The organism is Sinomonas terrae, from assembly GCF_022539255.1.
GTDB classification, from domain to species: domain Bacteria; phylum Actinomycetota; class Actinomycetes; order Actinomycetales; family Micrococcaceae; genus Sinomonas; species Sinomonas terrae.
Genome location: NZ_JAKZBV010000001.1, coordinates 3,293,148 through 3,318,561, shown reverse-complemented (window position 1 = coordinate 3,318,561; position 25,414 = coordinate 3,293,148). Strand labels below are relative to the sequence as shown.

Here is a 25,414-nt window from a genome sequence, read left to right as displayed (position 1 = left end):
CGAACGACGACGCCGGCCCGCCACGGCCGGAAGGGAGCCACGATGACCACTAGCCCCACCTCCGTCTCCGCCGCTCCAGTGGCCGCTACGGCTTTCGGGGTCGTGACCCCGCCAGACCAGGGCACGACGCTCGGCGACGGGGTGCTCGGCCGCTGGCAGCGCCGCAACCGGGAACGCACGATCCCGCACGGCCTCGAACAACTCGAGGCCGTCGGAAACCTCGACAATTTCCGCAGCGCGGCCGGGCTCTCGAACGCGCCGTTCCGCGGCCTCGTCTTCGCCGACAGCGATGTCTACAAGACGCTCGAGGCCATTGCGTGGGAGCTCGGGCACGGCGGCGATCCCGCCCTTCGGGCCTTCTATGACGACACCGTCGCGCTCCTCGACAAGGCACAGGAGGAGGGCGGATACCTGAACACGGCCTATCAGCTCGCCGACGAGGGCGGGGCTCCGCGTCGCGACCACGCCACCGTGCGCGAGCGGTGGACCGACTTCGCGTTCGGGCACGAGCTGTACTGCGCGGGCCACCTGATCCAGGCCGCCGTGGCGTCCGCGCGGTCGCTCGGCGACGACCGCCTGCTCGAGGTCGCGACCCGTTTCGCCGACCTGATCGTGCGGGAGTTCGGGGGACCGGAATCGCCCGTGTACCCGGGGCACCCCGAGGTCGAGTACGCGCTCGTGGAGCTCTATCGCCTCACGGGGAAGCGCGAGTATCTCGACACCGCCGCCGCCTTCATCGACCGCCGGGGAGCCGGGTGCCTCGGGGACGGCGCCTTCGGGAAGGCCTACTACCAGGACGACGCTTCCGTACGCGAGACGGAGGTCATGCGCGGCCACGCCGTGCGGGCCATCTATCTCAACAGCGGCGCGGCCGACGTCTACCTCGAGACCGGCGACGCCACGCTGCTCGCGGCCCTAGAGACGCAGTGGGACGATATGCTCTCGCGCCGCAGCTACGTCACGGGAGGGACCGGATCGCGGCATCGGGACGAGGCGTTCGGTGACGCCTACGAGTTGCCGAGTGACCGGGCCTACGCGGAGACCTGCGCCGGCATCGCGGCCATGCACTGGGCGTGGAGGATGTACCTGGCCACCGGCGGGGCGAAGTACGCCGACTTCTTCGAGACGGCCCTCTACAACGTGGTCGCAGACGGCCTCGCCGAATCCGGCGATGCGTTCTTCTACAGCAACCCCCTGCAGCTGCGCGCTGACCACCTCTCAGTTCAGGAGGAAACCGCGGCGGCCACCCGGCTGAGTTGGTACAACTGCGCGTGCTGCCCGCCGAACCTCATGCGCACGTTCGCGAGCATGGAGGGGTATCTCGCGGGTGTCCGAGGCAACGAGCTGCAGCTCGTGCAGTACACGCGCTCGCGGATCGAAGCGGAGGTGGGCGGGACCCGCTGCGTGCTCGACGTCGACACGGACTACCCGGTCGAAGGCAGGGTTCGCATCAGCGTCACTGAGGGCTTTGGGGCGGCGGACGCGGAGCATATCGGCGCGCTCTCGCTGCGGGTTCCCCGATGGTGCGGGGGAGCGAGCGTCGTCGTCAACGGCGCAGCCGATGTCGAGCCCAACGACGCCGAGCCCACCAACGCCGAGCCCAACGACGCCGAGCCCACCCACGCCGAGCCCAACGACGGCTGGATCCGGCTCGACAACGCGCTCGCTGCCGGCACCGTCGTCGAGATCGACTTCGACCTGACTCCGCATGTGCTCGTCCCGGACGAGAGGATCGACGCCATCCGCGGCTGCGTAGCCGTGCAGCGAGGCCCGATCGTCTACTGCCTCGAGCAGCGCGATAACGAGGCCGACGTCGACCGCGCAACAATCGATCCGGAGGAGCCGCTCGCCGAGACGGACGCGACGACCGAGCTTGGGCCCATGCTCAAGGCGGCCGGGGCGGTGAGGGAAGGTGGCACCCGTCGGCTGTATGCGCGGAGGGAAGTCACGCGGCCGTCTTCCGAGCGCACCATCCTGCGCCTCCGCCCCTACGCCACGTGGGGAAACGGCGACCCGGGTGCGATGCGGATCTGGATCCCCACCAAGTAACTCCGCGAGGCGCCCCCTAATCCCGCCGGATTGTCCCGGTCTAGTTTCCATCTAGACCGGGACATTCTGTCCCGAACCATTTGGCCAAGGCGTTGTGCAGGCCTTCGTGCCCTTCCTGCGGCTCTACGCCCACCCAAGCGACATAGCCGTCCGGGCGGATGAGAACTGCGCTGGGAGCCGTGACGGTGCCCAGCACCGGAAATTCCCAGCGGCCTCGGTATTCGGCGTCGACCCGTTGGACCCGATCATCGTGTTGTGCAGCACGCGGGCGGCAACCGAATGGCGCTCTGCGCGATAGATATCGAGCAGGCTCTCCGGCGACGTCCCTTTGACGACCTGCGCCAGTTTCCAGCCGAGATTCACCGCATCCTGCACGCCGACGCCCAATCCCTGGCCGCCCATCGGAGAGTGCACGTGTGCGGCGTCGCCGGCCAGCAGCAAGCGCCCCTTGCGGTACGAGGCGGCCTGACGGGTCGCGTCGGTGAACCTCGAGATCCAGGCCGCGCTGCGGAGGCCGAACTCAGGCTGCTCGTCGTCGCGTCCCAGCCTTGGAATTCGATGCCGGCGGCCTCGCGGCCGCTAGTGCCAGGAGACACTGCCGCCGGTGTTGGGGACGGCAGCTATCCAGGTTTGTCCGCGCACTAAAGGTACGTCATGCCCGTTGGCGTCCGTGAAGCTGATTTGGCTTGCCCGGTCGGCTTTGTGCCAGGTGACGGCTTGGGCAGTTCCATTTTGAAAAATGGTCGCCTTGCCGGTGCCGGTTGTTGTTATATCCTCGTGGCCGTTATCTGGCTCGGCCAATTTCATTTCCACCTGCATGGCGATGACGACACTCGGTGTGATCGGCCCCTTTTCACGGTCGAGGTGGGGTGCCCCGGCCATCGATCGGGCGTACGTATTTGTCTTCTTGTCGTAGGCATAGCTGGTGTTATAAAGCGTTGAGGAACCGAAATTGATCGTGACTGATGTCGCTGTTGGCGAGTCGCTCGGTTTGCCGTCGGTGCGAGTGAAGCCCGTAAAATTCGACTCGTTATACCCTTTTGCGTGATTAAGGGCGTCAAGCTTTTCGAAGCTCGTATACACGTTGTGCGGGGCGACGCGGTCGGTCGCGCGCCAGTAGCTGTCGGCATTGAAAAGCTGGTCGATGTCCCGGTACTTGCCGTTCCTCACCTCAGCGAGGGCGTCCGCGCTGCCGCCAACGTGCGCAACGCTTGCGTTGTACGGTGCGAGCCAATCCAGGAAGTAGATCCGGAGGCTTCGTACCGGGCCAATAATCTGTGGCTTATCTTGTTGATGCAACGTCAGAAAGCGTGTGATGCCGCCTTCGGCGATTGCTTCGTAGACCACGCCGGCGTCCTTGATTCCTGACTGCGGACGCGCATCCGGGCTGTTCTCGATCATAATGGCTGTGACGGCCTGTTTCGTTTCCGCTTCGCTAGCGACTTGTTCACCCGTCAGCGGCGAATAAAACTTGCCGCTGCTTTGCGGCCCAGGCTTTTGTTGAAGAAGGGTGAAGGCGACAATAACGGCAATTACGATGAGAATGCCCCCAGCAAGAATGAATGCTGCAACACGATGGCGCTGGATCCAGCTGGTTTCCTGTGTCATCGTTTCATCCAAATGCAGCTGTGCTTGGAATCGCCCCGTTCGGTGGTCATCAGATTTTCCTTCCAATGCAGACAGTGCTACACACAGATCAATCCATATGCCACACCGTAACTGCTCTTCGGTGTTCGAGCGAGATCTCCGTGAGCCGATACAGCGCATCGCAGACATCCATGAGGCGCGGATCATGGGTGGCGACGACGACGGCTCCGCCTCCCGCGCAATGCTCACGGAGCACCTCGAGCAGGAGTTCGCAGTGGTGGTCATCAAGGGCTGATGTCGGCTCGTCGGCGAGGATGATCTTGGGCTGCTTCAGCATCACGCGCGCCAAGGCCACTCGCTGCTGCTCACCTCCGCTCAGGAGGTAGACCGGAGTCTCGAGCTCGGCGTGGAGGTTTAGCCGGTCAAGCACTTCACGCGCCCTCCGACGGCGTTCCGACCGTCGGGTGCGGCCCCGGAAGGCCAAGCTGAGGTTCTGCTCGATCGTCCAAGAGTCGATGAGAGCGTAGCTCTGGAACAGGAAGCCGATGTGGGAACGGAGCAAACGACGTCGGACCGTTCTGGGGGATTTGCCGATGTGGACGCCATCGATCCGGATCTCGCCGTCGTCGACCGGCGCTAGGCCTCCCAGACAATTGAGCAACGTCGTCTTGCCCGAGCCGCTCTGACCCACGAGGTCGAAGATCTCGCCCGGACCGACGGCGAGATTCACGCTCGACCAGAGCTCGCGCTCGTTGATGGTCTTCGAGATCGATTCGGCTTCAAGCAACGTGTGTTCCTCTCATTCAGGGACCCGAGCGGTGGCGCGGCGCTCTTGGCTCGCAAGGACCGCGGCGGCGACGGAGATCAGGACTGCGATCACCCCGGTATTAGCCATCAGGCCAGCTCCCGACCCAGCCGTCCTGAGAACGATGCACCCTCCGAGAACGGCCAAGGCCCCTCCAGCAGCCGCAATCAGAAAGCGAAGGTGGCGCGAGACGAAGGAGCGGCCATGGATCCTCTCCAGAAAGAGCCTGCGACGGTTCCGCTCGCAATAGGCGGCCGAAACAACCGAGATCAGCGTCACGACGACCGCGACCATCAGAGCAAGCTCTCCAGTCTTCATGCGGAGTTCGTGGAGACGTTGGGCCCTCTCTTCGAGGGCGAGCTCGCTCACTGAATCGACTGACATCAAGTACTTGTCAATGCCGCTCGTGCGCGCGAGCGACTCGAGGTGAGTCCGATCCGAGAACAGAAGGCCGCCCGAGGACGCAGCCGAAACGAAGAAATCGTCGGAAAGGGCAGTCAAATCAGCAGGCATCACGAGCACGACCGGATCGAGCTGAGCTGAGCCCTGGACCGCCGAGCTCGAGTGATAGTTGAAGAGTTGCTGCCCGGACTGCATGAGTACAGGCTCGCTGCGCCTTCCTTTAGTGAAGGTGAGGGGTCGATTTCCGGTGGCACGCCGACCGTACCTACTGGCGTAGCCGCAGGACGCGCCAGAGGGGCGAAACTCCGTGTTAAGAGGGGCGAATCTCGGTGCCTCGAGCGGCAAGTTCCGTGTTGGGCGATCATGAGGCCTGCGTGTACAGCGAGCCGGATCGGCCTGCCACCGACGAAACCTCGAAGAGTCTCATCTCGATGCCGCTCTCTGCAACTTGTGTCGGCGCCGACGGCCGCAGGCTTGCTTCGTCGCGGCCGTTCTGCCTAGCGTTGACGCGCGTTCGTGACCAAATCGTTATCGCGAACAACGAGTTGTAGGCGGGCGGGGGGCGCCATTGAAGAAGAGGACGACCCCATGAAATCCGATGTCTTGATATTCCGCAAACGTCACCTCGTGGCGCTGACTGCAACGGTTCTGGCTCTCGCCGGCTGCGCGGGCCCGGGACCGGGCTCGACCGCAGCAGCCACGGGTCCGTCGTCGGCCGCGGCCCTTGCCAACACGGGTGGGAGCGCGACGCCGTCGCTCACCCCGACCCCGAACAGTGCGCCGACCTCCCAGAGTGCTTCGACTTCCACCGCCAGCCGGTCGAGCAGTGCACCCTCGCCCAGCGCCGGAACGCCCCAGGCCGCGGCCACCACGGCGGCTGCGCCTGCGTCAACGACTCCCGCGGCTTCGACTCTGCCCGGGACCTCGACGCCCGCGGTTGGCACGGCGTCGTCCCCGACCGCCAACGTTGTTCCTGCCAGCACAACTGACGGGACGCAGGCGGCTGTGGCGCAGGGCTGGGGCCCAATTACGGCGGGCGACGAGTTCAACTATTCTGGGGCGCCCGACTCTACGAAATGGAGCGTCTACAACTCGGTCGGGAATGCAGGACAGGGACTGCGTTCCCCTCAGGCGATCAGCGTGAACAACGGGATGATGACGATCTCGGGGAACTCTGCCGGCACCACGGGCGGCATGAGCGCCAAGTTCTCCCGCCAGCAGTACGGCCGGTACGAGGTCCGGATGAGGACAAGCGCCAACGAGCCGCAGTACCACGCAGTTTCGATTCTCTGGCCTGACACGACATCTCCTAAGTGCTCTGAGATCGATTTCGCAGAGCAGACGGGGAACCTCGCCGATATCAACTTCTTCCTCCACTACGGCTGCGCCAGCGGCGTCCAGACCTATGCAACCAAGCCGATCGATCTGACCCAATGGCACAACTACGCGGTCCAGGTCTGCCCCTCCGGAGTCACCGGCTATATCGACGGGCAGACATGGTTCAAGGACACCGACCCGGCGCACCAGCCCGGGCAGTCGATGCATCAGACGTTGCAGCTCGACTGGTTCCCGATCGCCGGCCAGACCACCAAGCCCGCGACGATGAACGTCGACTGGGTGCGCGACTACAGCATCAACGGCACGGGGAGCCCGGCTTCGGGAACGGTGGCAGCTACGCCTCAGTGCTGACGCCGAAGTGTCCCGCCCTAACAGCGAGTTGGGGCGGGACACTTTTCAGGGTGACTGGCGAGATGCCTTCTGGGAAGTAACGCCTTCACGGCCTGCGATGGCGTTATGGCTCTGTGTGACGGCATTCGTCGGAAGAAGTCCCGCGCAAACTGCGAGTTAGGCCGGGACAATTCGGCGAGGGATGGATGGCAGCGCTTCGTGAGGGACGTATCGACGGCCAGAATGAACCGGCCTCCCCTCAGCCGCCCGCGACCGGATCGTGGCGGAGGTATTCGCGGCGGAAGCGGCCGGTTCCGGCGGTGAGCGCGCGGAGTTCGACGGCGTAGCGGAGGAGTTCGACGTCGGGCACTTCGGCGCTGATCTCGGTCACCTCGCCGCCCGACGACGTCGTGCCGGTGAGGCGCCCGCGGCGGGAGGAGAGGTCGCTCATGACGGCGCCGACGTAGTCATCGGGGACGCTGATCGTGACCGACGAGACGGGTTCGAGGAGCTGGATCTTCGCCGCCGCGGCCGCCTCCCGGAGCGCGAGGGCTCCGGCTGCCTGGAACGCGGCGTCGGAGGAGTCCACGCTGTGGGTCTTGCCCCCGATCAGGGTCACGCGGATGTCGACAACGGGGAACCCCTTGGCGACGCCCTTCTCCATCTGGGACCGAACGCCCTTCTCGACCGAAACGATGAACGGGCCCGGAATCACGCCGCCCACGATCTTGTCCACGAATTGGAACCCGCCGCCTCGTTCGAGCGGCTCCACCTCGATGTCGCAGATCGCATACTGGCCGTGGCCGCCCGACTGCTTGACATACCGCCCGTGGCCCGCCGCGCCCTCGGCGAACGTCTCGCGCAAGGGGGTGACGACGTCGACCGTCTGAAGCTTGACGCCCTGCTCGCGGAGCCGGTCCAGCACGACCTCCGCGTGGGCCTCGCCCATGCACCACAGCACGAGCTGATGCGTCTCGGGGTTCCGTTCCACGCGGAGGGTGGGATCGCCCGCCGCGACCCTCCCGAGGTTCTTGGCGAGCGCGTCCTCGTCGCCATGGGACGCGGCCTCGACGGCGACCGGCATGAGCGGCTCGGGCATGTCCCACGCCGCGACCAGGAGGGGCTGTTCGCGCGAGGACACTGTATCGCCAGTCTCGGCGGAGACCCTCGCGATCGCGCAGAGATCGCCCGCGACCGCGTATTGCACAGGCCGGAGGTTCGAGCCGAACGGCGAGTAGAGGCGGCCGAGGCGTTCGTCGCTGTCGTGGTCGGGGTGGCCCCGTTCCTCGAGGCCATGGCCGGCCACATGCACGGGCGTGTCTTCGCGGAGCGTCCCCGAGAAGAGGCGCACGAGGCAGACCCTTCCGAGGAAAGGATCCACGGTGGTTCGGACCACCTCGCCTACGAGCGGCCCATTCGGATCGCACGTGAGGCCCTCGACGGGGTTGCCGTTCAGTTCGCTCACCTCCGGAACGTCGTGTTCCACCGGAGACGGGAACCCGCGCGTGAGGACTTCGAGGAGCTCGGCGGTCCCGAGGCCATTCGTGGCGGAGGTGGGTATGACTGGGAAGAAGGAGCCGCGGGTCACGGCGGTTTCGAGGTCCCCGATGAGGGTGTCGAGCGAGATCTCCTCGCCACCGAGGTACCGGTCCATCAGGGTCTCGTCCTCGCTCTCGGCAATGATCCCCTCGATCAGCTCGCCGCGCGCGGACTCCCAGTCCGCGAGCTCGCTCTGCTCCGCCGGCCGGAAGGACGGCTGCATCTCGTCGCCTGAGTAGTCGGACACCGTGCCGGAGAGCAGCCCGAGCAGCTTGGTAGCAGCGCCGTCGGATCTCAGCGGCAGGTAGAGGGGAAGCACAGACTCGCCGAAGGCTGCGCGGCATTCGGAGAGGACGCCGTCGTAATCGGCGCGCGGATGGTCCAGACGGCTGATGACGACGGCGCGGGGCATGCCGACCCGCTCGCACTCCGCCCAGAGGGCGCTCGTTGTCGCGTCGACGCCGTCGACCGCTGAGACGACAAACAGCGCGCCGTCTGCGGCGCGCAGCCCGGCGCGGAGCTCGCCCACGAAGTCCGCGTAGCCGGGGGTATCGAGCAGGTTCACCTTGATATCGCCGACGACGACGGGAGCCACCGAGAGCGTTACCGACCTCTGCTGGTGCACGGCCGAGGGATCAGAATCGCCGACGGTCGTCCCATCCGCGATCGACCCCATTCGCGTGATGGCGCCCGTCGAGGCGAGCACGGCTTCGAGCAGCATGGTTTTGCCAGCGCCCGAATGGCCCACGAGCACAACATTGCGGATGAGTTCCGGGCGGTCCGGAGCTGCCTCCGAGCTGACAGTCCCTTTCGCCGAGCCGTTGGTGCCTTTCGCCGACATGCGCGCCTCCCTGTTCCGGGTCCGGGCCTTAATCGTGCCTCTAGAGACGCCCGGCGGCGAGGACTTAGGACAAAGTCATATGCTGCTTTGCCTTCCGCAGGGGCAGACGAAGGGTGAAGACGCTGCCCACGCCGACCTCGCTCCTGCACTCGAGTTCGCCACCGTGCTGCTCAGCAACGTCCTTTGCGAGCGCGAGCCCGAGGCCCGTGCCGGGGATGCCTGCTCGGACGGCGGCGTCGCTCCGCTGGAAACGGGTGAAGAGTCGCTTGAGATCCTCGGGGTCGATGCCGAGCCCTTCGTCGGCCACCTCGCAGACGGCCCACGCGCCCTCCTCCCGGGCCGCCAGGTGGACTGTGGTCCCGGGCTGCGAATACTTGAGTGCATTGGAGACGAGGTTGTTCAGCACGCGGACGAGGCCCGTCCGATCGCCAAGGATTGGCAGGGCCGTCTCCGTGGCGAGGTCGAGCTTGATCCCACTGTTCGAGGCCTCGGGACTGAACGAGTCGCTTGTCTGCTTGACCAGCTCGGCGAGGTCGAGCGGCAGCCGGATGCCGCCCGCCTCGTCGCCCGTGAGCGAGGCGGCGAGGATGTCGTCGACCATGTGGTTGAGGTGGCGGGCGTTGCGCATCATGATCTGGAGGTCGGACTTCGCGGCGGGACTGAGGGAAGCATCGTCCTGGAGCAGTTCGGCGTAGCCGAGGATGTTCGTGAGCGGGGTGCGGAACTCGTGGGACATCGCGGCGAGGAACTTGTCCCGAGCGTGGACCGCGGCGACGACCTCCGTCACGTCCGTCGACGCGAGGACCGTGCCAGCCGTGTCGCCCGCGACGTCCGCGAACTGCCGGCCGGAGATCGATACCGTCCGGGCCTCGCTCCCGCGGCCGAGTCGGTAGACCTCGTGCGCGATCGTCTCGCCCGAGAGGACCCTCGCGAGGGGGCGTTGCTCTGCGGGGAGCAGTTCCTCGCTGCCGTCGCGGTAGATCAAGAGCTCGGATTCGAGTGTGGTCTCGACGCCCTCGGGGAGTGCGGCGAGGTAGAGCTCGCGCTCCTTGGCGTTCAGATAGGTGTTCTGGCCGTGGTCGTCGATAACGAGGACGCCGACGTCGACGGTGTCGAGGACGGTGTTCAGGAGGCGCTCGCGGGTCTCGGTGCGTGCGAGCAGTTCCTCGACACGGGCCTTCTGCGCCATGCCGCTGAGCGTCATGACCGAGGTGCCAATGCCGATGGCGAGGAGCAGGAACGGCACGAGGAGTTCGGCGGCTAGCGTGTTCGGCGCGGCGGTGCCAGCCAGGATCAGGGGAGCCCACACCATGAGGAGCGCGGCGAGGCCCCCGAGCGGGACCATGACACGGGGCCTGATACCTGAGCCGGCGAGCCACATGGTCGGGAAGACGCCGAGGAGCGAGAGACCGTTGAGCGAGCTTCCGTTCGCGTAGTGCAGGAGGCTGATCGGGCCGAAGTCGAGCAGCGGGACGATGAGGAAGAGCCCGTAGGGGATCCGGTCCCACGGGAGGGCGACGCACACCGCCAGAATCACTAGCTCGAGTCCCTGCCCGATGAGGAATCTCGCGTCTGTGAAGACCTTGGGATCCGCGATGGCCGCGATGACGCAGACCAGCAGGAGCGTGAGGTTGAGTGGAAACTGGCTCAGGACCACACGCCCGCGCATGCTCAGCTCGTGGAACCGGACTTGTCCCAGCAAGAGGACGTCCATCAGCTTCTCCACGGCGGTCCCTCCAGATCCCCATACCTCCCCATCACGTCAATTGTGTGACCGGGAGCGTCATGGACCTAGAGCATGACGCGCAGCACCGGGTAAGCCAACCCGCGTCAGGCAGCGTTCGGGTGAGCCAGCGCGCCACTAAGGCGGACGACGGCGGCCGCCCGCCGTCGTCCGCCTCGCCATCTCCGGGGCGGGCCCCCGCCCGCGTTCCCCGGTATGGGGCTCCTCGGGAGGCAACGCCATTGAGCCCTCTAGCGGCGCTACTTTCTGCGGAGAGATGATTCGCCCTCGCCTCTCAGGCGGATTCTCATGCCCTCGCGGCCTCGCGCAGACGCACGTCCCCGTCGAGAGCGGTTCCAAGCACGGCGGACTCGGCGAGCTCGTCGGCGTCCGCAGCGAGGCGAAAGGCGCCGCCTCCGAAATCTTTGGACATGGCGCCTTTGCGTACAGCGGATCTAGGCCTGCTGAATGCGGACGGTGTTGCCGGCCGGGTCGCGGAGCGCGGCGTCGCGGACGCCCCATGGCTGGCTCAGCGGCTCCTGCAGCACCTCGACCCCGGGCGCCGCGGCGGCCTTCTCGAACGTGGCGTCAAGGTCGTCGGCCGCGAAGTTGATGCCGCCCAGCTCGCCCTTCGCGAGCAGCGCTGCGATGGCCTCGCCGTCCTCCTTCGAACGCCCTGCCTGCGGCTGGGACAGCACGATCTGGATCTCGGGCTGGTTCGGGGTGCTGAGGACGATCCAGCGGAAGCCCTCGCGGGCTACCTCGTTCTGGACTGTCAGGCCGAGGGTGTCGCGGTAGAACGAGACGGCGGCGTCGGGGTCGTCGACGAGTACGTGAACGGTGCTGATGGAGATTGTCATGGAAATGATGCTAGGTCTGGGCCGAAATGAGCGCTTCTTCGAAACTGCTCGATTCCGGCTGGGCCGATTCCGGCTGGGCCGATTCCGGCCCGGCGGATTCAGGAACAGGCGCGCCAGTCTTCCGCGGACGTGTCACGACCATGATGTGGCAGCTCGGAAGGACTCGCCAGTCGTCGTGATTGCGCGCCCGGTAGGAAGACGGTGATTCGCCGACGAGTTCGGTGAACCGGGAAGAAAACGAGCCCAAACTCGTACAGCCGACCGCGAAACAGATCTCGGTCACGCTCAATTCCCCATAGCGCAGGAGCGCTTTCGCCCGCTCTATTCGCCGGGTCATGAGATACGCATACGGCGTTTCGGAATAGGCCTCGCGGAAGCGTCGGCTGAAATGCGCCGTCGACATGAGCGCCGTGCGCGCGAGCGAGGCGACGTCGAGCGGCTCGGCGTACTCGCGGTCCATCCGATCGCGGGCGCGGCGCAGCCTCTTCAATTCGTCGAGATCAACACCCATGCGATCAGTGTGCCTGAATCAGAGACTCCGGACGAGCCCGCCGTCGCACCTGAGCGCGACTCCCGTGATGTACGACGCCGACGCGCTGCATAGGAAAGCGGCGGCGGCTCCGAACTCCTCGGGAGTGCCGTAACGACCGGCGGGGATGCTCTCGCGGGATTCCTGCTGGACCTCGTCGACCGAGATCCCGCGTCGTTTGGCGGTCTCGGCATCGAGCTCGGCCACGCGGTCTGTCGCGATGCGGCCTGGCAGGAGCAGATTGACGGTCACAGCGTCGCGGGCAACCTCGGCCGCGAGCGTCTTGAGGTAGCCGGCGAGGGCGGCGCGGCCGGCGTTCGACGACGCGAGGTTCGGCAAGGGCGCCACAATGCCGCTTGCGCCGACGGCAAGGATCCGGCCCCAGCGTCGCTGCCGCATCTCAGGGAGGACTCTCGAGACGAGGTCGTGCTGCGGGCGCACGAGCCGGTCGAAGGAGTTCGCGAGGTCCTCCGAGGTGAGCGCCGCCGCCGTGCTCGGCCGAGGCCCGGGCCCGTTGAGGACGGCGATATCGATCGGCCCGAGCCGCTCCTCGGCCTGATCGACGGCTGAAGCGACGGCGTCAGGCGCTCCGAGGTCCACCCCGATGGCGACCGCCCCCGGAAGGGACTCCGCAATCTGCTCGGAGATCTCCCGCCGTCGTCCGGTAATTGCCACGCGCACGCCATCCGCGGCGAGGGCCCGCGCGACAGCGAGCCCGAGACCCGACGTCGAGGCCGCGACGAAGGCCGTCTTCCCTGTGATTCCGAGGTCCATCAGTCCATTCTTACCGACGTGCTCGCAGCCCCTGCGACATGATCCGGAATTCTTCAGTCGATCCGCTCGTGCCCGCCCAGAGTCTGCCCGCCCAGAGTCTGCCCGCCTAGAGCCTGCCCGCCTAGAGCCTGCCCGCCTAGAGCCTGCCCGCCCAGAGTCTGCCCGCCCAGAGTCTGCCCGCCTAGAGCTTGTCCGCCGAAGGCCTGCCGTTCGAGCGCCGCCGTCAGCTGGGCGACCTGCTCCGTGAGCGCCTCGACCTTCGCCTCGAGGGTGTCGTCGACGGCCTGGACCTCCGCTTCCACCTCGGCCTCGACCTCGGCCGTCGCCTGCACGGTGATGTTCTCGACGAGCCACGCCGCGATCGAGGCCGTCACGACACCGAGGACGGTGATGCCCGCGACCATGAGCACGGCCGCGACGCATCTGCCCACGAAGGTGATCGGGTAATGGTCGCCGTACCCGACCGTGGTGATCGTCTCGAGGGCCCACCAGATCGCATCGCCGAACGAACGGATGTTGGAGCCCGGCTCGTTCTGCTCGACGTCCTCGGCGGCGAGCGCCCCGCAGTACAGGATCACGCCCGCTGCGCTGAAGACATACAGGAGCAGCCGGCCCCGCAGCGCATCTCCGGCCCGGCTCTGAAGGACTCGGAGGAACACCACGAGCCGGAGCAGGCGCAGGGGGCGGAGAGCGGGAAGCGCGAGGATGGCGAGCTCGTGCAGGTTGCGGACGAACCAACGCCCGCGGTTCGGCGCGAGCGCGAGTTGAACGAAATAGTCCACGATGAACACGGCCCAGGACGCGAAGACGAGGACATCGGCCCAGATGCCCTCCCGTTCGGGCAGGTCGGCGATGACCTGCACGGAGTACGCCACGAGGAACACGACGGCCGCACCGATCATGGGCCACTCGGACAGCCTCCGCCACCGCTCCAGAGTCATGGCCGAAGGGTACTCCAGCGCGGGCGGGATGGCTCTGGCTCGCATGGGACAAGCTCTGAACTGCCGGCGCATTACGTGAGGTCACGATTCGGCAGGGGGAGGCTACGGGCCCTATCCAAGCTGACGCGCCGCGACCTATGGTGGGCCGCATGAGCGCCGTGGACGCCGAGCTGTTGACTCGCCTCCTTGCGCTTCGTGCGGCGTGGAGAAGCCATGAACGGTGGAGTTCCGCCCGGATTGCCGCCCAGCAGATGGAGGCCTTCCAGCGGCTCCGATCGTACGCCGTCGCCCGCTCGCCCTTCTACCGCGAGCGCTACGCGGGCCTCGAGGAGGCGCCCCTCGCCGCCCTGCCTCCCGTGACCAAGGACGAGCTGATGGACCGCTTCGACGAGGTGGTCACCGCGCCCAGCTTGCGCCTGTACGACATCGAGGAGCACCTCCACAGGATCGTAGAGGACGACGCCGACCCGTCAGTCCCGTGGCGCGGCCGGTGGTGGGTGGCGGCGAGCGCCGGGACGACGGGGCGGCGTGGGATCTTCATCTGGGATCACCGCGAGTGGGCGGCCGTCCTTGCCTCCTACACGCGCGCGCTGAGCTGGGGCGGGATCCTGAGCAGGGTCAGGAGGCCGGTGCGCGCCGCGATGGTGACGACGCGTCGCCCGAGCCACCAGTCGGCGATCATCAGCGCCACCTTCAACTCCCTCCTCTTCCCCACCTTGCGCCTCGATGCGAGCGACAGCCCCGCCGACCTCGCCGCTCGCCTCGGCGCCTTCCAGCCCGATCTCCTCGTCGGCTTCCCGTCGGCGCTGCGCCCCCTCGCGATGGAGCAGCTCGCTGGTCGTCTCAACATCGCGCCCACTGCAGTCCTCTCGGCGTCCGAGGTGCTGGGCGTGCCCGAGTCGAGGGACATCGAGGCGGCATGGGGAGTCCCACCCGTGGACCTCTACGCCACGACCGAGACCGCGTGCATCGCTTCGACGTGCACGAGCGGGAGCCGCCACGTGTATGAGGACCTCGTGATCGTCGAGCCGGTCGACGCCGACTATCGCCCGGTTCCGCCCGGCATCACGGGGGAGCGCATTCTCGTCACTGTCCTGTTCTCGCGCACTCTCCCGCTCATCCGCTACGAGATGTCCGACTGCGTCCGCCTGGGTGAGAGCGGCTGCCCATGTGGGCGCTCGTTCAGGATCCTCGAGGGGGTCGAGGGTCGGGCCGAAGACGTCCTCCGTCTCCCTGCCGCGGGGGGCATTGTCGCGGTCCACCCCAACGTGTTCCACGAGGTCCTCGAAGAAGCGCCTGTGACGGGCTGGCAGGTTGTGCAACGGGAGGATGGGCTCGACCTCCTCGTGGCCGGCGCACCGCTCGGCACCGATCTGCAGGGCCTGCGCGACGCGATTGCGCAGCGCCTCACGGAGCAGGGCGTCGTCGGCACTCCGGTGCGCATCTTTCCGGTGCACGAGGTGCCGCGCACGCCCCTCGGCAAGGCGAAGCTCGTGCGCGGCCTGCATCCCTGAGCCCGCCGTGGACAGGCCCCTCCCGCCGCCGTACCATCTAGGCAAGCGCTGGGGAAGGCCTCGGAGAGCGCCATGTCCACAGCAGCACCAGATGGATCCGCCCCCACGCTCGAAGTCCTCGAGCTCCGCATCCACGGCGTCCGCAACGCGCCGCCGCAGGAAATGCTGGGCACTACCGTCGACAACGTCGAGCTCGCGCACGACGGCGTGATCCCCCTCGGCGACAATCTCGCCGGCTTCTACACCCCCAGAGCCTCACTGCCGGATCAGAAGACTCGCCTCGAGGCCTACAGCTGGGGCAACCTCGACCGCTTCTCGAAGGGGAACAACCTCCTCGGGAAGATCGGCAGGATCCTGTACAACCTCGGCTGGTTCCTCATCGCGCCGTTCGGCTTCGCCAACGCTGCCTACTGGGCCCGTGCGTTCCGCCCCGACCCCAGCCGCGAGGGCGGCCTCCGCACGGGCAGCGGCGGGGCAGTGGTGCGGCTGTTCGGCCTGCTCCTCACGCTCCTGCTCGTGGCCGCGGTTTCCACGGTCGCGTTCGACCTCGTAGCCGTCCAATGCTTCCAGCCCACGGGAACGCCGGGAACGTGGAAGGTCTGCAGCGCGCTCCCGTCGCAGTTCGACGGGCTCAGGGACCTCACTCGCGGCCAGCGCCTCGCGGCCCTTTCGCTCGCGCCGATCCTCGCCGTCGTCCTCGTCGCGTTCCTGGGCCTCGTGAGCGACGTCCGCTTCCGCACCCGTGCAGGCGACGCCGCGCGCGCCCTCGCGAACCCGACCCAGGCGGACGCCTTCGCGCTCGCGGCTCCGAGCCTCTGGGTGCGGCGCCGCATCAATTCCCCGACCGGGATGCTGCATCTCGTTGCGAGCATCCACCTCGTCGTCATCCTCCTCATGGCGGACGCATGGTCCCGGGATGGCGCGAGTGCCCCCGCGCTCGTGTGCGTGGCGGGAGTGCAGCTCGTGGTTGTCGCGGGCGTGGTCGCGGCGTGGGCCCGATCGGTCCACCCGCCGATCGTCTCGGACCTCTGGTCGAGCCGCTATCTCTGGGCCGGGGTGCTCATCGCGGCGGCGCTGCTGACCTACTTGACGTGCGTGGTGACCGAGGTCCAACTCTCCAACGAGAACCCGGCCTCTCCGTTCACCGCCGGGCAGCTCACGCCGACCATCATCCTCGTGTGCCTCACGATCCTCGCGACCGTGGGCTGCGTCGTGCGCTCGGGCTACAACGAGTGGATCGCGACGGCGGTGCTCACCGTCGGCGTCGCAGCCCTCGTCGTCGCCGTGGGCGGCTGGCTCGACCCGCTCGGGTGGGCGGCGAACGCAGCGGCGCTCGCCGTCGTCGTGCTCTCCGGGCTCGGCTTCGTGGTGCCGTTCCTCGTGCTCCGTCGAAGGGACCCGCGTCGCCGCGAGCACGCGTGGCACGGCGCAGGGCCGGGCGTCTTCATGTACCTCGCGCTCGTCGTCGGCGCGTTCCTCGCCTCCGCCGTCGCGCTCGGGATCGGTTCGTACCTCCGCGCGGGCCGGCTTCAATCGACACCCGACCGCTCCGACCCGCTCTTCCGTGATCTCACCATTCCCGCCGGCGCCCACGATATCGCCGTTCCGACCGCCTTCTGGGCCTTCGGGGGAGTGCTCGCGCTCATCGTCCTGTTCGTCGCGGGGCTCCTGTGCGTGCTCGCCTGGTTCGGGATGCGCAAGGCCGTCATCGCGAGCCCGCCCGTTGACCCGTCCGAGGCGGTCTTCGCCCGCGAGATCGACGCGGTCCGCCGCTCCAGTGCGTTCATGCAACGGGCCGAGCCGCTTCTGCACACCCTGAGTTGGGTCGTGGGCGTGACGGTCACGGTCTCGCTCGCGTTCACGGTCATGCGGCAGGCGCAGGGCGTCACCGACCGCTGGGCGTGGGTGGAAGGGGTGTTGGCGCGCTGGTTCGGCGGCCCTGCCGGGGTGGCGGGCTTCTTCGCATTCGCGCAGTGGGTGGTGCTCACGAGCGTCGTACTCGGAGCGCTCGCCGTCCTCACGGCCGCGGTCACGAACGCTGCGACGCTCGGGCGCGGGCGCCCTCTGGGGCTCCTGTGGGATCTCATGGCGTGGCTCCCGCGGGCGGCGCATCCCTTCGGCCCCGCGTGCTTTTCCGAGCGAGCCGTGCCGGAGCTCGCCGACCGCATGATCCGCTGGCTCGAGCCGGGCGGAGTTCCCGAGTCGCGGCGCCGCGTGCTCCTCGCGACCCACAGCCTCGGAACCGTGCTGGGCGTCGCGGCGCTGTTCCACTTGGCCGCGCTCGGCCGCGCCGATCTCCTCCGGAAGGTACGGCTCCTGACGTTCGGCATGCAGCTGCGACCGTATTTCGGCCGGTTCTTCCCCGAGCTGTTCGGGCCAGAGGTTCTGGGCACGCCGGGTGTCGCGGCGCCGTCGTTCTGGTCCGCCGATCCCTGGGCAGGCAAGGACCTGGACGGTATGGAGTTGGCGGGGGGAGGTCTCGGAGGGGCCACGAGCCTGTCAGCGGCGCACGACGGCGGCGGGTCGCCTTCCGCTGTTTCCATTCCGCTCACGGGGCTGCTCGAGATCCCCACGGGAGCATTAACGGTCGTGCCCCGGCCGCAGCCCGTGTGGATCAATCTGTGGCGACGCACCGACTACCTCGGCTTCCCCGGCTACTCCTACTCAGTGCAGCCGAACAACCTCGACCGGCTCGCGCTCGAGATGGAGCCCGATTCGTACATGGCCCGAGTCGCGACCCACGGCAACTACCTTCCGACCCTCGCGTACCTTCAAGCCCGGGACGACCTCCTCGCCGGATGGTGATGCCTTCACAGCCCTCGCATTGTCGCCCCTGGGCGTTATCGTGTCCGCGTGACTGACACACCCGCCAGCTATGCCGCTGCCATCGACCGTCTCGACGCCCTGACCAGGCGCTTCGCCTCCGCCGCCGAACGCGTCTCGGACTGGGAAGCGCCGGTCCCCGCGTGTCCCCGGTGGACAACGCGCAAGCTCTTGGTCCATCTCGGGCTCATCCACGCTTGGGCGGCTTCGGCGATCGGCGCGAGTGCGGCCCCGCCGGAGGCCCGCTTCGACCTCGGCGACGCGCCGCTGCCCACGTGGTACCGGGCGCGGGCCGGCGAACTCGTCGCGACACTGCGGGCATCGGCTCCGGACTCCAAGGCCTGGACCCTCTGGGGAGAGCGCGTGGCCGCGTTCTGGGCGCGCCGGCAGGTGCACGAGACGACCGTGCACACGTTCGACCTCGCGCAGTCCCTTGCCGCGGGAGCGGGGGAGCCCCCGTCAGACCTGTGGACCCTGCCCGAGGACGTCGCCCTCGACGGCATCCATGAGGTTGTCGAAGGCTTCTATCCCCGGCAGCTGCGGCTCGGGCGCACGGCAGGCCTGCCCGCCGTCGTCCGCCTTGAAGTGCGCACGGACGACGGCGAGCTGCTCGAAACGCTCGCCCTCCCTCCTCGCGACGAGAGCGCCGAGGCGCCGCTGCTCGGCACGCTCTCGGGGACTGCCTCCCAGCTCTACCTCGGACTCTGGGGTCGGACCCCGCTCCCGGGCGCCGACGACCAGCTGGCCGAGGCCATCCGCGAGGCGCGGCTCACGCCGTAGGCTGTGGGCACCAGATCTGAACCACCCCTTCGCGAAGGAGGAAGCAGCCCCATGGTTCGCCGCCCCGAGGTCATCGTCTTCGACGTCAACGAGACCCTCTCCGACATGTCCCCCATGGGTTCGCGGTTCACCGATGTCGGTGCGCCCAGCGAGCTCGCCAAGCTGTGGTTCGCGACGCTCCTGCGGGACGGATTCGCGCTCGCGGCCGCCGGCGACAACGGGGACTTCGCCGAGATCGGCGCCGAGGTCCTGCGGGGGATCCTGCGGGGCCACGAGCTGGACCGTTCCCTCGAGGACGCCGTACGGCATGTGATGTCCGGGATGCTCCGGTTGGGCGTTCATCCGGACGTGGCCGACGGCATCCGCGCCCTGGCCGAGGGCGGGTTCCGGCTCGTGACGCTCACCAACGGCGGAACCCTCGTGGCGGAGCAACTGCTCGAGGGCGCGGGTCTGCGGGATGCGTTCGAGGCACTCCTCTCGGTAGCAGATGCGCCACTGTGGAAGCCCGCAGGCGCCTCATACGCGTACGCGGCGGCTTCCTGCGGGGTTTCGGTCGAGGACATGATGCTCGTGGCTGTGCACCCTTGGGACGTCCATGGCGCTGCGAAGGCGGGCCTCCAATCTGCATGGGTCAACCGCTCCGACGCTGCTTATCCCTCCTACTTCGTCGATCCGGACCTTGTCGCTGCGGGAATCGATGGCGTGGCCGAGGCCCTGCGAGCCATGTCGGAGAGTGAGGGATCCCATCGGAACGATTTGGATGGTGACAATCGGTAGGCGCAAATGACGAGAATGCATTAATCCTCGATCTCGCGCGTGTATTGAGATCCGGGGAAGCTCGGACAACCTCTTGACAGGCTCGTCACAGGGTTAATAAAATCGAAGGACAAACAACCGAATCGGTCCTGATACCCCCCAGCGTCTGGACCGAACGCGCCAGCCGGGCGTCGAGCCCGTCCCCCCGAAAAGACCAGCTCCTTGCGTAAGGTCGAGCTGCGAACCCGGCTGGAGGCGTACTTCCGTCCATGCGGTTCACATCAGCTGCGGCCGGTCTCGGCCGCCGTGCAAAAGGTCTCCTCCCATGACCACCCCCACCACCTCTCATGGCGCTCACGGCTACGGCTGGGTGCCCGACGTTCCTGACCAACGCGACTACCTCTTCGCGGTGCCGCCCGAAGTCCTCGGTGCCCTCCCTGCGTCGACCGATCTCACCTCCCAGTGTCCGCCCGTCTACGATCAAGGCCAGCTCGGCTCGTGCACCGCCAACGCCATCGCGGCCGCGCTCGAGTTCGATGCCGACAAGGAGAGCATCTCCGGGTATGCGACGCCATCGCGTCTCTTCATCTACTACAACGAACGCGTCATGGAGAACACGGTCTCGAGCGACTCGGGTGCCCAGATTCGCGACGGCATCAAGTCCGTCGGCGCGCAAGGCGCATGCCCAGAGACCGAGTGGCCGTACGACATCGCGAAGTTCACCGACCAGCCCACCCAGCAGTGCTACACGGACGCGAAGGAGCACCGCGCGGTCGCGTATCAGCGCGTCGCCCGAAGCCTCCAGCAGATGCAGGGCTGCCTCGCCGCTGGCTATCCCTTCGTGTTCGGCTTCACGGTGTACGAATCGTTCGAGAGCCAGGAAGTCGCCCACTCAGGGGTGGCTCCCATGCCAGCCCCGAACGAGCAGGTCCTGGGCGGGCACGCGGTTGTCGCGGTCGGCTACGACAACGCGAGCCAGCGCTTCCGGGTGCGCAACTCCTGGGGAACGGGATGGGGCCAGGCGGGGTACTTCACCATGCCGTACCAGTACCTCCTCTCGACGGGTCTCTCGAGTGACTTCTGGACCATTCGAATGGTCAACTAAGGCCGAATAGGGGGATTCGGGGTGGATCGGGCGTGCTGCGGGTGCGCGCCCGATCCTTTTTCTGCCCTGTCCATCTTTCTGCCTGGGCCTTTTTCGGTTTGTGGTTTTCCGGGGTGCTGACGGTCCCGCGAGTGCACTCTCTGTTCTTCGAGATCGACCAGCAGGGGACTTTTGGCCCTTGGGAACACCGGGTGCGCTCGGGGATCCTGAAATAGATCCCCCCGCACGCATCGCATCAGTCGTGGTCGCTTTGAGAGCCACGGGAAGGAAATCATGACCATTTCCGCCGTATCGGCCCCTGCTCCGTTGCCCGCGAAAGATGCACTTCTGGCCCGGTGGGCGAATGTGCGCACGTCCCTCCTCCTCGAAGGAGCGCCGGCAAATCGTGCAGTGGCCGAGGCTGCGTGTGCGGGGGCGCTCGAGGCGTGGGAGATGATCAATGGCTTGCGCCGCCGCGAGCGAGCAGTGGGGAGCGTGGCAACAGCCTCAACGCTCGAGGCTGCCTTGCGTCCGCTCCAGGACGTCATCATTCAGCTTCTCCACAGCCCCGGAGACCCCGAAGGAGCCGACGAGGCGGTGCGGAGCGCGAAGCGCAGCTTTGAGACCGTCGCCCGCAGCCGCACGGCTCGTGCCGATTCCCGTGCCTTCACCGCCGTCGACGCCGTCTTCGGTTCGCTCGACGAGCTTCTGGATCCCGCGGGCTCCGTCTAGGCACGACGGTGTGAAGCGAAAGCTTGAGGCGTGAGGGGCCCTTGGGCCGCTTACGCCTTTTTCAAGTGATGTATTTGATTGATCAAATCCGGTAGGGTCTTGAGAACTGGCAGACGGACCGAGTCGGCGACCACCACAGGGAGCGATCTACCATGCCCGAAAAGCTTCAGCCCTTCCTCCATGACCTCGAAATCGTCCTCCGGGCACCCACTCAAGCGTGGTCCGGCCGAGACGGACAGATCCGGGCCGCGGCCCCCGGCAGTGCAACCGTCCAAGGGGTCATGCACTCGGACGTGCGCGTGCTCAGTGAGGCGGTGCTCGAGGTCGGCGGGTCCGAGCCCGAGCCCGCTGGGTCATGGCACGACGACGACGGGCGGCTCGTCGTCGTCGGCCTTCCCCGCAACCTCGCCCAGGCCTGGGGCGACCCTGTTGCCCGGATCCGCCGCACCCGCAGCGTCGAGCCGGGCCTCGTGGAGGAGGAGATCGCGTTCGCCTGCGCGACCGAGGAGCCCGTCTCGGCCGACGTGACGGTCCGGCTCGCCGCAGACCTCGCTCCCATGGAGGCGGTGAAGTCGGGCATCCCCGTCCAGCCGATCGCAGCTTCCGAGGCCGACGGCGGCTTGGCCTGGTCCGCGGGCGAGGTGACGGCCGCCGTGGGAGCGCCGGGCGCCGTCGTCGACCTCTCGGACCCAGCCCACCCGGTGCTCCGGTGGTCGCTCACCGCATCTGCCGAAGCGCCTGCACGCGTCTCGTGGCGGGTCAGGGCGGAGGATCGTATCGCCGTCGTCGTCGGCGCCCGGGGCCCCGCACCGATGGGGTGGCGGGGGCTGCGGCGACCGGGGGACGTGCGGCTCGCGCGCTTCCTCGAGCAGTCCCTCCGCGACCTCGACGGACTCCGCCTGTCGCTTCCCCACCTCGAGCACGGCGAATTCCTCGCTGCCGGAGCGCCGTGGTTCTTCACGCTATTCGGACGGGACTCGCTCTGGGCTGCTCGATTCCTCTTGCCGCTCGGCACGGAGATCGCGGAAGGCACACTCACGGTCCTCGCCTCGTTCCAAGGGGCGAAGGGTGATCCGGAGTCGCAGGAGGCGCCCGGGAAGATCATGCACGAGCTGCGGCGTACTGCGCTCACCCTGCACGGCGAGAAGATCAGCCTCCCGCCCATCTACTACGGCACCGTCGACGCGACCGCCTTGTGGGTCTGCCTCCTCTACGATGCCTGGCGCGCCGGGATGGCAGTCGACGCCGTCGAGCGCCTCCTGCCGCACGCCGAGCGAGCTCTCGCATGGATCGCTGACGGTGTCCTGGACGGGTATCTCAACTACCTCGACACGACCGGCCACGGACTCGCGAACCAAGGCTGGAAGGACTCGGCCGACTCGGTGCAGTTCCGTGACGGAAAGCTCGCGAAGGGGCCGATCTCGCTGTGCGAGGTGCAGGGTTATGCGCACGAGGCCCTCGTGCATGGGGCGGAACTCCTCGAGGCGTTCGGGCATGTTGGCGCACAGACTGGCGCCGCCCCCGCCCAGCTGCGGGACGCTGCGGCCGCACTCGCCGAGCGCTTCAGGGCGGACTTCTGGCTCGAGGATGAGCTCGGGCCGTACGTCGCGATCGCGCTCGACGGGTCCGGGACGCCCGTGGACACGGTGGCCTCGAACATGGGCCACCTGCTCGGAACCGGGCTCCTCACAGCAGATGAGGAGGCGATCGTCGCCCGACGGCTCGTCCACCCGGAGTTGGATTCGGGCTACGGGCTGCGAACTCTGGCCACCTCGAGCGCGGGCTATTGGCCCCTCAAGTACCACGGCGGCTCGGTCTGGGCACACGATACGGCCATAGCCATCCGCGGGCTCGCCCGCTCCGGCCACCGGGATGCCGCCGCCCAATTGGGGGAGGGGCTGCTCAAGGCTGCGGAGTCGTTCGAGTACCGAATGCCTGAGCTGCATTCGGGCGACTCGGCCGAGACCGCGACCCGCGCCCTCCCGTACCCGTCGGCGTGCCGGCCGCAGGCCTGGTCGGCGGCTTCCGCGGTCGTCATCGCGGATGTCCTCGGCGAGCTGGGCTGACCTTCAGCGGGAGGCGAGGATTTGCTCGCGCAGGATGTCGGCGTGCCCGCAGTGCTGTGCTAACTCGCGGAGCATGTGGAGGAACACCCAGCGCAGAGGGAGCGGGCCCCGGCGGTTGCCGCGGACGACGTCGTCAAGCGCCAAGGGTGCGAGGGCTCGCCTCGAGTCCTCGCACGCCTTGCGGTACGCCATCAGGACCGACTCGATCCGATCGCCGCTGTCGAGAACGAAGGACTCATCGGGCGTAGCCGGAATCCCGATCTCGTGACGAGAACGGCACGTGATGGCCTCGTCGAACCAGACCCGCTCGATGAACGCGCCATGCTTCACCAGGCCAAGCAGCGTGGTCCGCGAAGGCACGAGGGACGCTCGCGCCTCGGCCTCCGTCAGGCCGTCGAGGCAGCCCTCGAGCGCGGAGCGGTGCTCGTCGAGGAACGTGTCGAACTGTTCACGCAAGTCCGCGTCGAACACGCGAGGGTCCATGGAGGGCATCGCAGTCATGGACGCGAGTGTACGGCGTGAGGCGCGCGGCCGCCTATCAGCGGCGGGCCCATCCTGGCGCATGCTCTGGGAGCGGCCCGATACCGACGAGCCGAGCGGGAACCGCGCGCAGCGCGGGCAGAGCATCGAGCAGCCGCAAGGGGAGCGGGGAGCGGGCAGAAGTCGTCCAATCCGACCCGTGGACGGCATCCTCGTCGAGCACCTTGCCCACGACACCGCGGTGCGCGAGCTGTTGCAACCCTTGGATGAGCACCGTGGGCCACCAACGGCGTCGCTGCACGCTCTGCAGCGAGGCCTCGGGCACGGGGCCTCCGTTGGCAAGCGCAGGCCGCAGGATGCGGGCCGCGGCGACAGCGTCCTGGACGGCGAGGTTGATGCCGACGCCGCCGACCGGGCTCATCGCGTGGGCCGCGTCCCCAATTGCGAGGAACCCCGGGAGGTGCCAGCGGGCAAGTCGATCGAGGCGTACGTCGAGCAGCTTGACATCATCGAACGACGCCGGAGCCTGCCCGAGGCGGTCAGCCAGCCACGGCTGGGCCTCGGCCAAGCGGGCGCGGAAGGCAGCAATTCCCTCCGATCGGAGCTTCGCGTCGGCGCCCTTGCGGATGATGTAGCCGCACTGCCAGTAATCGCCTCGGTCGATCATGATGAGGAATTGCCCCCGATGGATCCGCCCGAGCGCGCCCTCGGGATCATTCGGCTTGCGCGGGATCCGGAACCACCACACGTCCATCGGCACACCGAACGATGCCGGCCTGAGCCCTGCGGCGGCGCGGACAGTCGAACCGCGTCCGTCGCACGCGACGACGAGGTCTGCTTCGAGGCGGTGCTCCGGCCTGCTGTCCCGGCCGTGATCTTCGTCCTGGCCCCGCTGGCCCCGCTCTCCGTCTTTGGCTCGGCTGCGCCAGACGACGCCGGTGACTCGCCCGCCGTCCTCTGCTGCCCTGTCGTCCGCCGAGCCGGGAACCGAGCCGCCGGGTGCCGAACTCTGGGACGTATTGCCATGCAACAGGCCTGTGACCTCCGCCTCCCGAAGGAGCCGGAAGCTCGGCTCCTTGCTCGCGGCGTCCGCCAACAGCTCAAGCAGATCCCACTGCGGGACGAGGGCGATGTAGTTGCGAGGGCCGTGGAGGCGGGAAAGGTCTCCGAGCTGGGCGGGGCCCGAGTCGAGGTCGGCGCCGACCCACGTGATCCGCCGCTGCGGCAGCGCCTCGAACGCGGGCCCGAGGCCGAGCTCGTCGAGCAACGTCATGGTCGAGGGATGCACCGTGTCGCCCCGGAAGTCCCGCAGGAAGTCGGCATGCTTCTCGAGAACCATGACCTCAATTCCTCCCCGGGCGAGCAGGAGCCCGAGGAACATGCCGGCGGGGCCACCACCGGCGATCGCGACGCGGGTGCGCTCCTTCGCAGCCATGGGGCCAAGCCTAACCCTGCGCTGAC

23 protein-coding genes and 1 pseudogene are annotated in these 25,414 nt (G+C 67.7%); 9 read left to right on the top strand and 15 right to left on the bottom strand.

What is annotated here, in order from left to right:
* The first annotated feature begins 42 nt into the window (after positions 1–42).
* Positions 43–2,049 carry a glycoside hydrolase family 127 protein gene (locus L0M17_RS15310; RefSeq protein ID WP_241055047.1) on the top strand — a complete coding sequence of 669 codons (2,007 nt, stop codon included), beginning with the start codon at positions 43–45 and terminating at the stop codon, positions 2,047–2,049.
* Positions 2,050–2,089: 40 nt separating this feature from the next.
* Here the strand turns inward: L0M17_RS15310 and L0M17_RS22750 are convergent, their stop codons facing one another.
* The 6 genes and pseudogenes from L0M17_RS22750 to L0M17_RS15285 all read right to left on the bottom strand — a co-directional run bounded on the left by L0M17_RS22750 (position 2,090) and on the right by L0M17_RS15285 (position 5,808).
* Complete coding sequence (locus L0M17_RS22750) at positions 2,090–2,401, bottom strand: aromatic-ring hydroxylase C-terminal domain-containing protein (RefSeq protein WP_372498070.1); 312 nt, start codon at positions 2,399–2,401, stop codon at positions 2,090–2,092.
* Positions 2,362–2,544, bottom strand: a pseudogene (locus L0M17_RS22955) (FAD-dependent monooxygenase); the annotation flags it as partial. The gene L0M17_RS22750 and the pseudogene L0M17_RS22955, both read right to left, overlap by 40 nt.
* Before the next feature lie 84 nt (positions 2,545–2,628).
* A complete protein-coding gene (locus L0M17_RS15300; RefSeq protein ID WP_241055045.1) occupies positions 2,629–3,657 on the bottom strand; it encodes a DUF3048 domain-containing protein in 1,029 nt (342 codons plus the stop codon).
* Between the two features lie 88 nt (positions 3,658–3,745).
* Positions 3,746–4,423, bottom strand: a complete 678-nt coding sequence (locus tag L0M17_RS15295; RefSeq protein WP_241055043.1) for an ABC transporter ATP-binding protein — start codon at positions 4,421–4,423, stop codon at positions 3,746–3,748.
* Between the two features lie 12 nt (positions 4,424–4,435).
* The gene (locus L0M17_RS15290) at positions 4,436–5,038 is read right to left on the bottom strand and encodes a DUF1430 domain-containing protein (RefSeq protein WP_241055041.1); all 603 of its coding nucleotides are present in this window, start codon (positions 5,036–5,038) and stop codon (positions 4,436–4,438) included.
* 425 nt (positions 5,039–5,463) lie between these two features.
* Positions 5,464–5,808, bottom strand: a complete 345-nt coding sequence (locus L0M17_RS15285) for a hypothetical protein (protein WP_241055039.1) — start codon at positions 5,806–5,808, stop codon at positions 5,464–5,466.
* A gap of 40 nt (positions 5,809–5,848) precedes the next feature.
* Between L0M17_RS15285 and L0M17_RS15280 the strand changes: the two genes are divergently transcribed.
* Positions 5,849–6,532 carry a glycoside hydrolase family 16 protein gene (locus L0M17_RS15280; RefSeq protein ID WP_308196888.1) on the top strand — a complete coding sequence of 228 codons (684 nt, stop codon included), beginning with the start codon at positions 5,849–5,851 and terminating at the stop codon, positions 6,530–6,532.
* Positions 6,533–6,770: 238 nt separating this feature from the next.
* Here L0M17_RS15280 and L0M17_RS15275 read toward each other — a convergent pair whose 3' ends face one another.
* The 7 genes from L0M17_RS15275 to L0M17_RS15250 all read right to left on the bottom strand — a co-directional run bounded on the left by L0M17_RS15275 (position 6,771) and on the right by L0M17_RS15250 (position 13,718).
* Entirely contained in the window at positions 6,771–8,891 is a 2,121-nt protein-coding gene (locus L0M17_RS15275; protein WP_241055035.1) for an elongation factor G-like protein EF-G2, read from the bottom strand.
* Between the two features lie 64 nt (positions 8,892–8,955).
* The gene (locus tag L0M17_RS15270; protein ID WP_241055033.1) at positions 8,956–10,617 is read right to left on the bottom strand and encodes a sensor histidine kinase; all 1,662 of its coding nucleotides are present in this window, start codon (positions 10,615–10,617) and stop codon (positions 8,956–8,958) included.
* Between the two features lie 304 nt (positions 10,618–10,921).
* Positions 10,922–11,047, bottom strand: coding sequence for a hypothetical protein (locus L0M17_RS22380; protein ID WP_255732055.1), 126 nt, complete (start codon positions 11,045–11,047; stop codon positions 10,922–10,924).
* A gap of 22 nt (positions 11,048–11,069) precedes the next feature.
* Entirely contained in the window at positions 11,070–11,474 is a 405-nt protein-coding gene (locus L0M17_RS15265) for a VOC family protein (RefSeq protein ID WP_241055031.1), read from the bottom strand.
* Between the two features lie 10 nt (positions 11,475–11,484).
* Positions 11,485–11,985 carry a helix-turn-helix domain-containing protein gene (locus tag L0M17_RS15260; protein WP_241055029.1) on the bottom strand — a complete coding sequence of 167 codons (501 nt, stop codon included), beginning with the start codon at positions 11,983–11,985 and terminating at the stop codon, positions 11,485–11,487.
* Between the two features lie 18 nt (positions 11,986–12,003).
* Entirely contained in the window at positions 12,004–12,777 is a 774-nt protein-coding gene (locus tag L0M17_RS15255) for an SDR family oxidoreductase (protein WP_241055027.1), read from the bottom strand.
* Between the two features lie 53 nt (positions 12,778–12,830).
* The gene (locus L0M17_RS15250) at positions 12,831–13,718 is read right to left on the bottom strand and encodes a potassium channel family protein (protein ID WP_241055026.1); all 888 of its coding nucleotides are present in this window, start codon (positions 13,716–13,718) and stop codon (positions 12,831–12,833) included.
* A gap of 149 nt (positions 13,719–13,867) precedes the next feature.
* Here L0M17_RS15250 and L0M17_RS15245 point away from each other — a divergent pair, with 149 nt between their 5' ends.
* From L0M17_RS15245 to L0M17_RS15215, 7 genes are all read left to right on the top strand, one after another.
* On the top strand, positions 13,868–15,232 hold the full coding sequence (locus L0M17_RS15245; RefSeq protein WP_241055024.1) for a phenylacetate--CoA ligase family protein: 1,365 nt from the start codon (positions 13,868–13,870) through the stop codon (positions 15,230–15,232).
* Between the two features lie 72 nt (positions 15,233–15,304).
* Positions 15,305–18,037, top strand: coding sequence for a hypothetical protein (locus tag L0M17_RS15240; RefSeq protein ID WP_241055022.1), 2,733 nt, complete (start codon positions 15,305–15,307; stop codon positions 18,035–18,037).
* A 48-nt stretch (positions 18,038–18,085) separates the two neighbouring features.
* Positions 18,086–18,835: a maleylpyruvate isomerase N-terminal domain-containing protein gene (locus L0M17_RS15235; protein ID WP_241055020.1), complete on the top strand. Its 750-nt coding sequence runs from the start codon at positions 18,086–18,088 to the stop codon at positions 18,833–18,835.
* 51 nt (positions 18,836–18,886) lie between these two features.
* Positions 18,887–19,612 carry a haloacid dehalogenase type II gene (locus tag L0M17_RS15230; RefSeq protein WP_241055018.1) on the top strand — a complete coding sequence of 242 codons (726 nt, stop codon included), beginning with the start codon at positions 18,887–18,889 and terminating at the stop codon, positions 19,610–19,612.
* A 304-nt stretch (positions 19,613–19,916) separates the two neighbouring features.
* Positions 19,917–20,696: a C1 family peptidase gene (locus L0M17_RS15225; RefSeq protein ID WP_241055016.1), complete on the top strand. Its 780-nt coding sequence runs from the start codon at positions 19,917–19,919 to the stop codon at positions 20,694–20,696.
* A gap of 273 nt (positions 20,697–20,969) precedes the next feature.
* Entirely contained in the window at positions 20,970–21,407 is a 438-nt protein-coding gene (locus L0M17_RS15220; RefSeq protein ID WP_241055014.1) for a hypothetical protein, read from the top strand.
* Between the two features lie 152 nt (positions 21,408–21,559).
* Positions 21,560–23,473 (top strand): glycogen debranching N-terminal domain-containing protein, encoded by a 1,914-nt coding sequence (locus tag L0M17_RS15215; RefSeq protein ID WP_241055012.1) that lies wholly within the window; start codon positions 21,560–21,562, stop codon positions 23,471–23,473.
* A 3-nt stretch (positions 23,474–23,476) separates the two neighbouring features.
* On the opposite strand, the gene L0M17_RS15210 is transcribed toward L0M17_RS15215, so the two are convergent.
* Together L0M17_RS15210 and L0M17_RS15205 are read right to left on the bottom strand one after the other, a co-directional pair.
* Entirely contained in the window at positions 23,477–23,974 is a 498-nt protein-coding gene (locus tag L0M17_RS15210) for a DinB family protein (RefSeq protein WP_241055010.1), read from the bottom strand.
* A 37-nt stretch (positions 23,975–24,011) separates the two neighbouring features.
* Complete coding sequence (locus L0M17_RS15205) at positions 24,012–25,388, bottom strand: FAD-dependent oxidoreductase (RefSeq protein WP_241055008.1); 1,377 nt, start codon at positions 25,386–25,388, stop codon at positions 24,012–24,014.
* Positions 25,389–25,414 lie beyond the last annotated feature (26 nt).

Coding starts and splice junctions, on each gene's coding strand:
- L0M17_RS15310 (WP_241055047.1), top strand. CDS start 43: ATGACCACTAGCCCCACCTCCGTCTCCGCCGCTCCAGTGGCCGCTACG.
- L0M17_RS15300 (WP_241055045.1), bottom strand. CDS start 3,657: ATGACACAGGAAACCAGCTGGATCCAGCGCCATCGTGTTGCAGCATTC.
- L0M17_RS15290 (WP_241055041.1), bottom strand. CDS start 5,038: ATGCAGTCCGGGCAGCAACTCTTCAACTATCACTCGAGCTCGGCGGTC.
- L0M17_RS15275 (WP_241055035.1), bottom strand. CDS start 8,891: ATGTCGGCGAAAGGCACCAACGGCTCGGCGAAAGGGACTGTCAGCTCG.
- L0M17_RS22380 (WP_255732055.1), bottom strand. CDS start 11,047: ATGTCCAAAGATTTCGGAGGCGGCGCCTTTCGCCTCGCTGCGGACGCC.
- L0M17_RS15265 (WP_241055031.1), bottom strand. CDS start 11,474: ATGACAATCTCCATCAGCACCGTTCACGTACTCGTCGACGACCCCGAC.
- L0M17_RS15260 (WP_241055029.1), bottom strand. CDS start 11,985: ATGGGTGTTGATCTCGACGAATTGAAGAGGCTGCGCCGCGCCCGCGAT.
- L0M17_RS15255 (WP_241055027.1), bottom strand. CDS start 12,777: ATGGACCTCGGAATCACAGGGAAGACGGCCTTCGTCGCGGCCTCGACG.
- L0M17_RS15250 (WP_241055026.1), bottom strand. CDS start 13,718: ATGACTCTGGAGCGGTGGCGGAGGCTGTCCGAGTGGCCCATGATCGGT.
- L0M17_RS15245 (WP_241055024.1), top strand. CDS start 13,868: ATGAGCGCCGTGGACGCCGAGCTGTTGACTCGCCTCCTTGCGCTTCGT.
- L0M17_RS15240 (WP_241055022.1), top strand. CDS start 15,305: ATGTCCACAGCAGCACCAGATGGATCCGCCCCCACGCTCGAAGTCCTC.
- L0M17_RS15230 (WP_241055018.1), top strand. CDS start 18,887: ATGGTTCGCCGCCCCGAGGTCATCGTCTTCGACGTCAACGAGACCCTC.
- L0M17_RS15225 (WP_241055016.1), top strand. CDS start 19,917: ATGACCACCCCCACCACCTCTCATGGCGCTCACGGCTACGGCTGGGTG.
- L0M17_RS15220 (WP_241055014.1), top strand. CDS start 20,970: ATGACCATTTCCGCCGTATCGGCCCCTGCTCCGTTGCCCGCGAAAGAT.
- L0M17_RS15215 (WP_241055012.1), top strand. CDS start 21,560: ATGCCCGAAAAGCTTCAGCCCTTCCTCCATGACCTCGAAATCGTCCTC.
- L0M17_RS15210 (WP_241055010.1), bottom strand. CDS start 23,974: ATGACTGCGATGCCCTCCATGGACCCTCGCGTGTTCGACGCGGACTTG.
- L0M17_RS15205 (WP_241055008.1), bottom strand. CDS start 25,388: ATGGCTGCGAAGGAGCGCACCCGCGTCGCGATCGCCGGTGGTGGCCCC.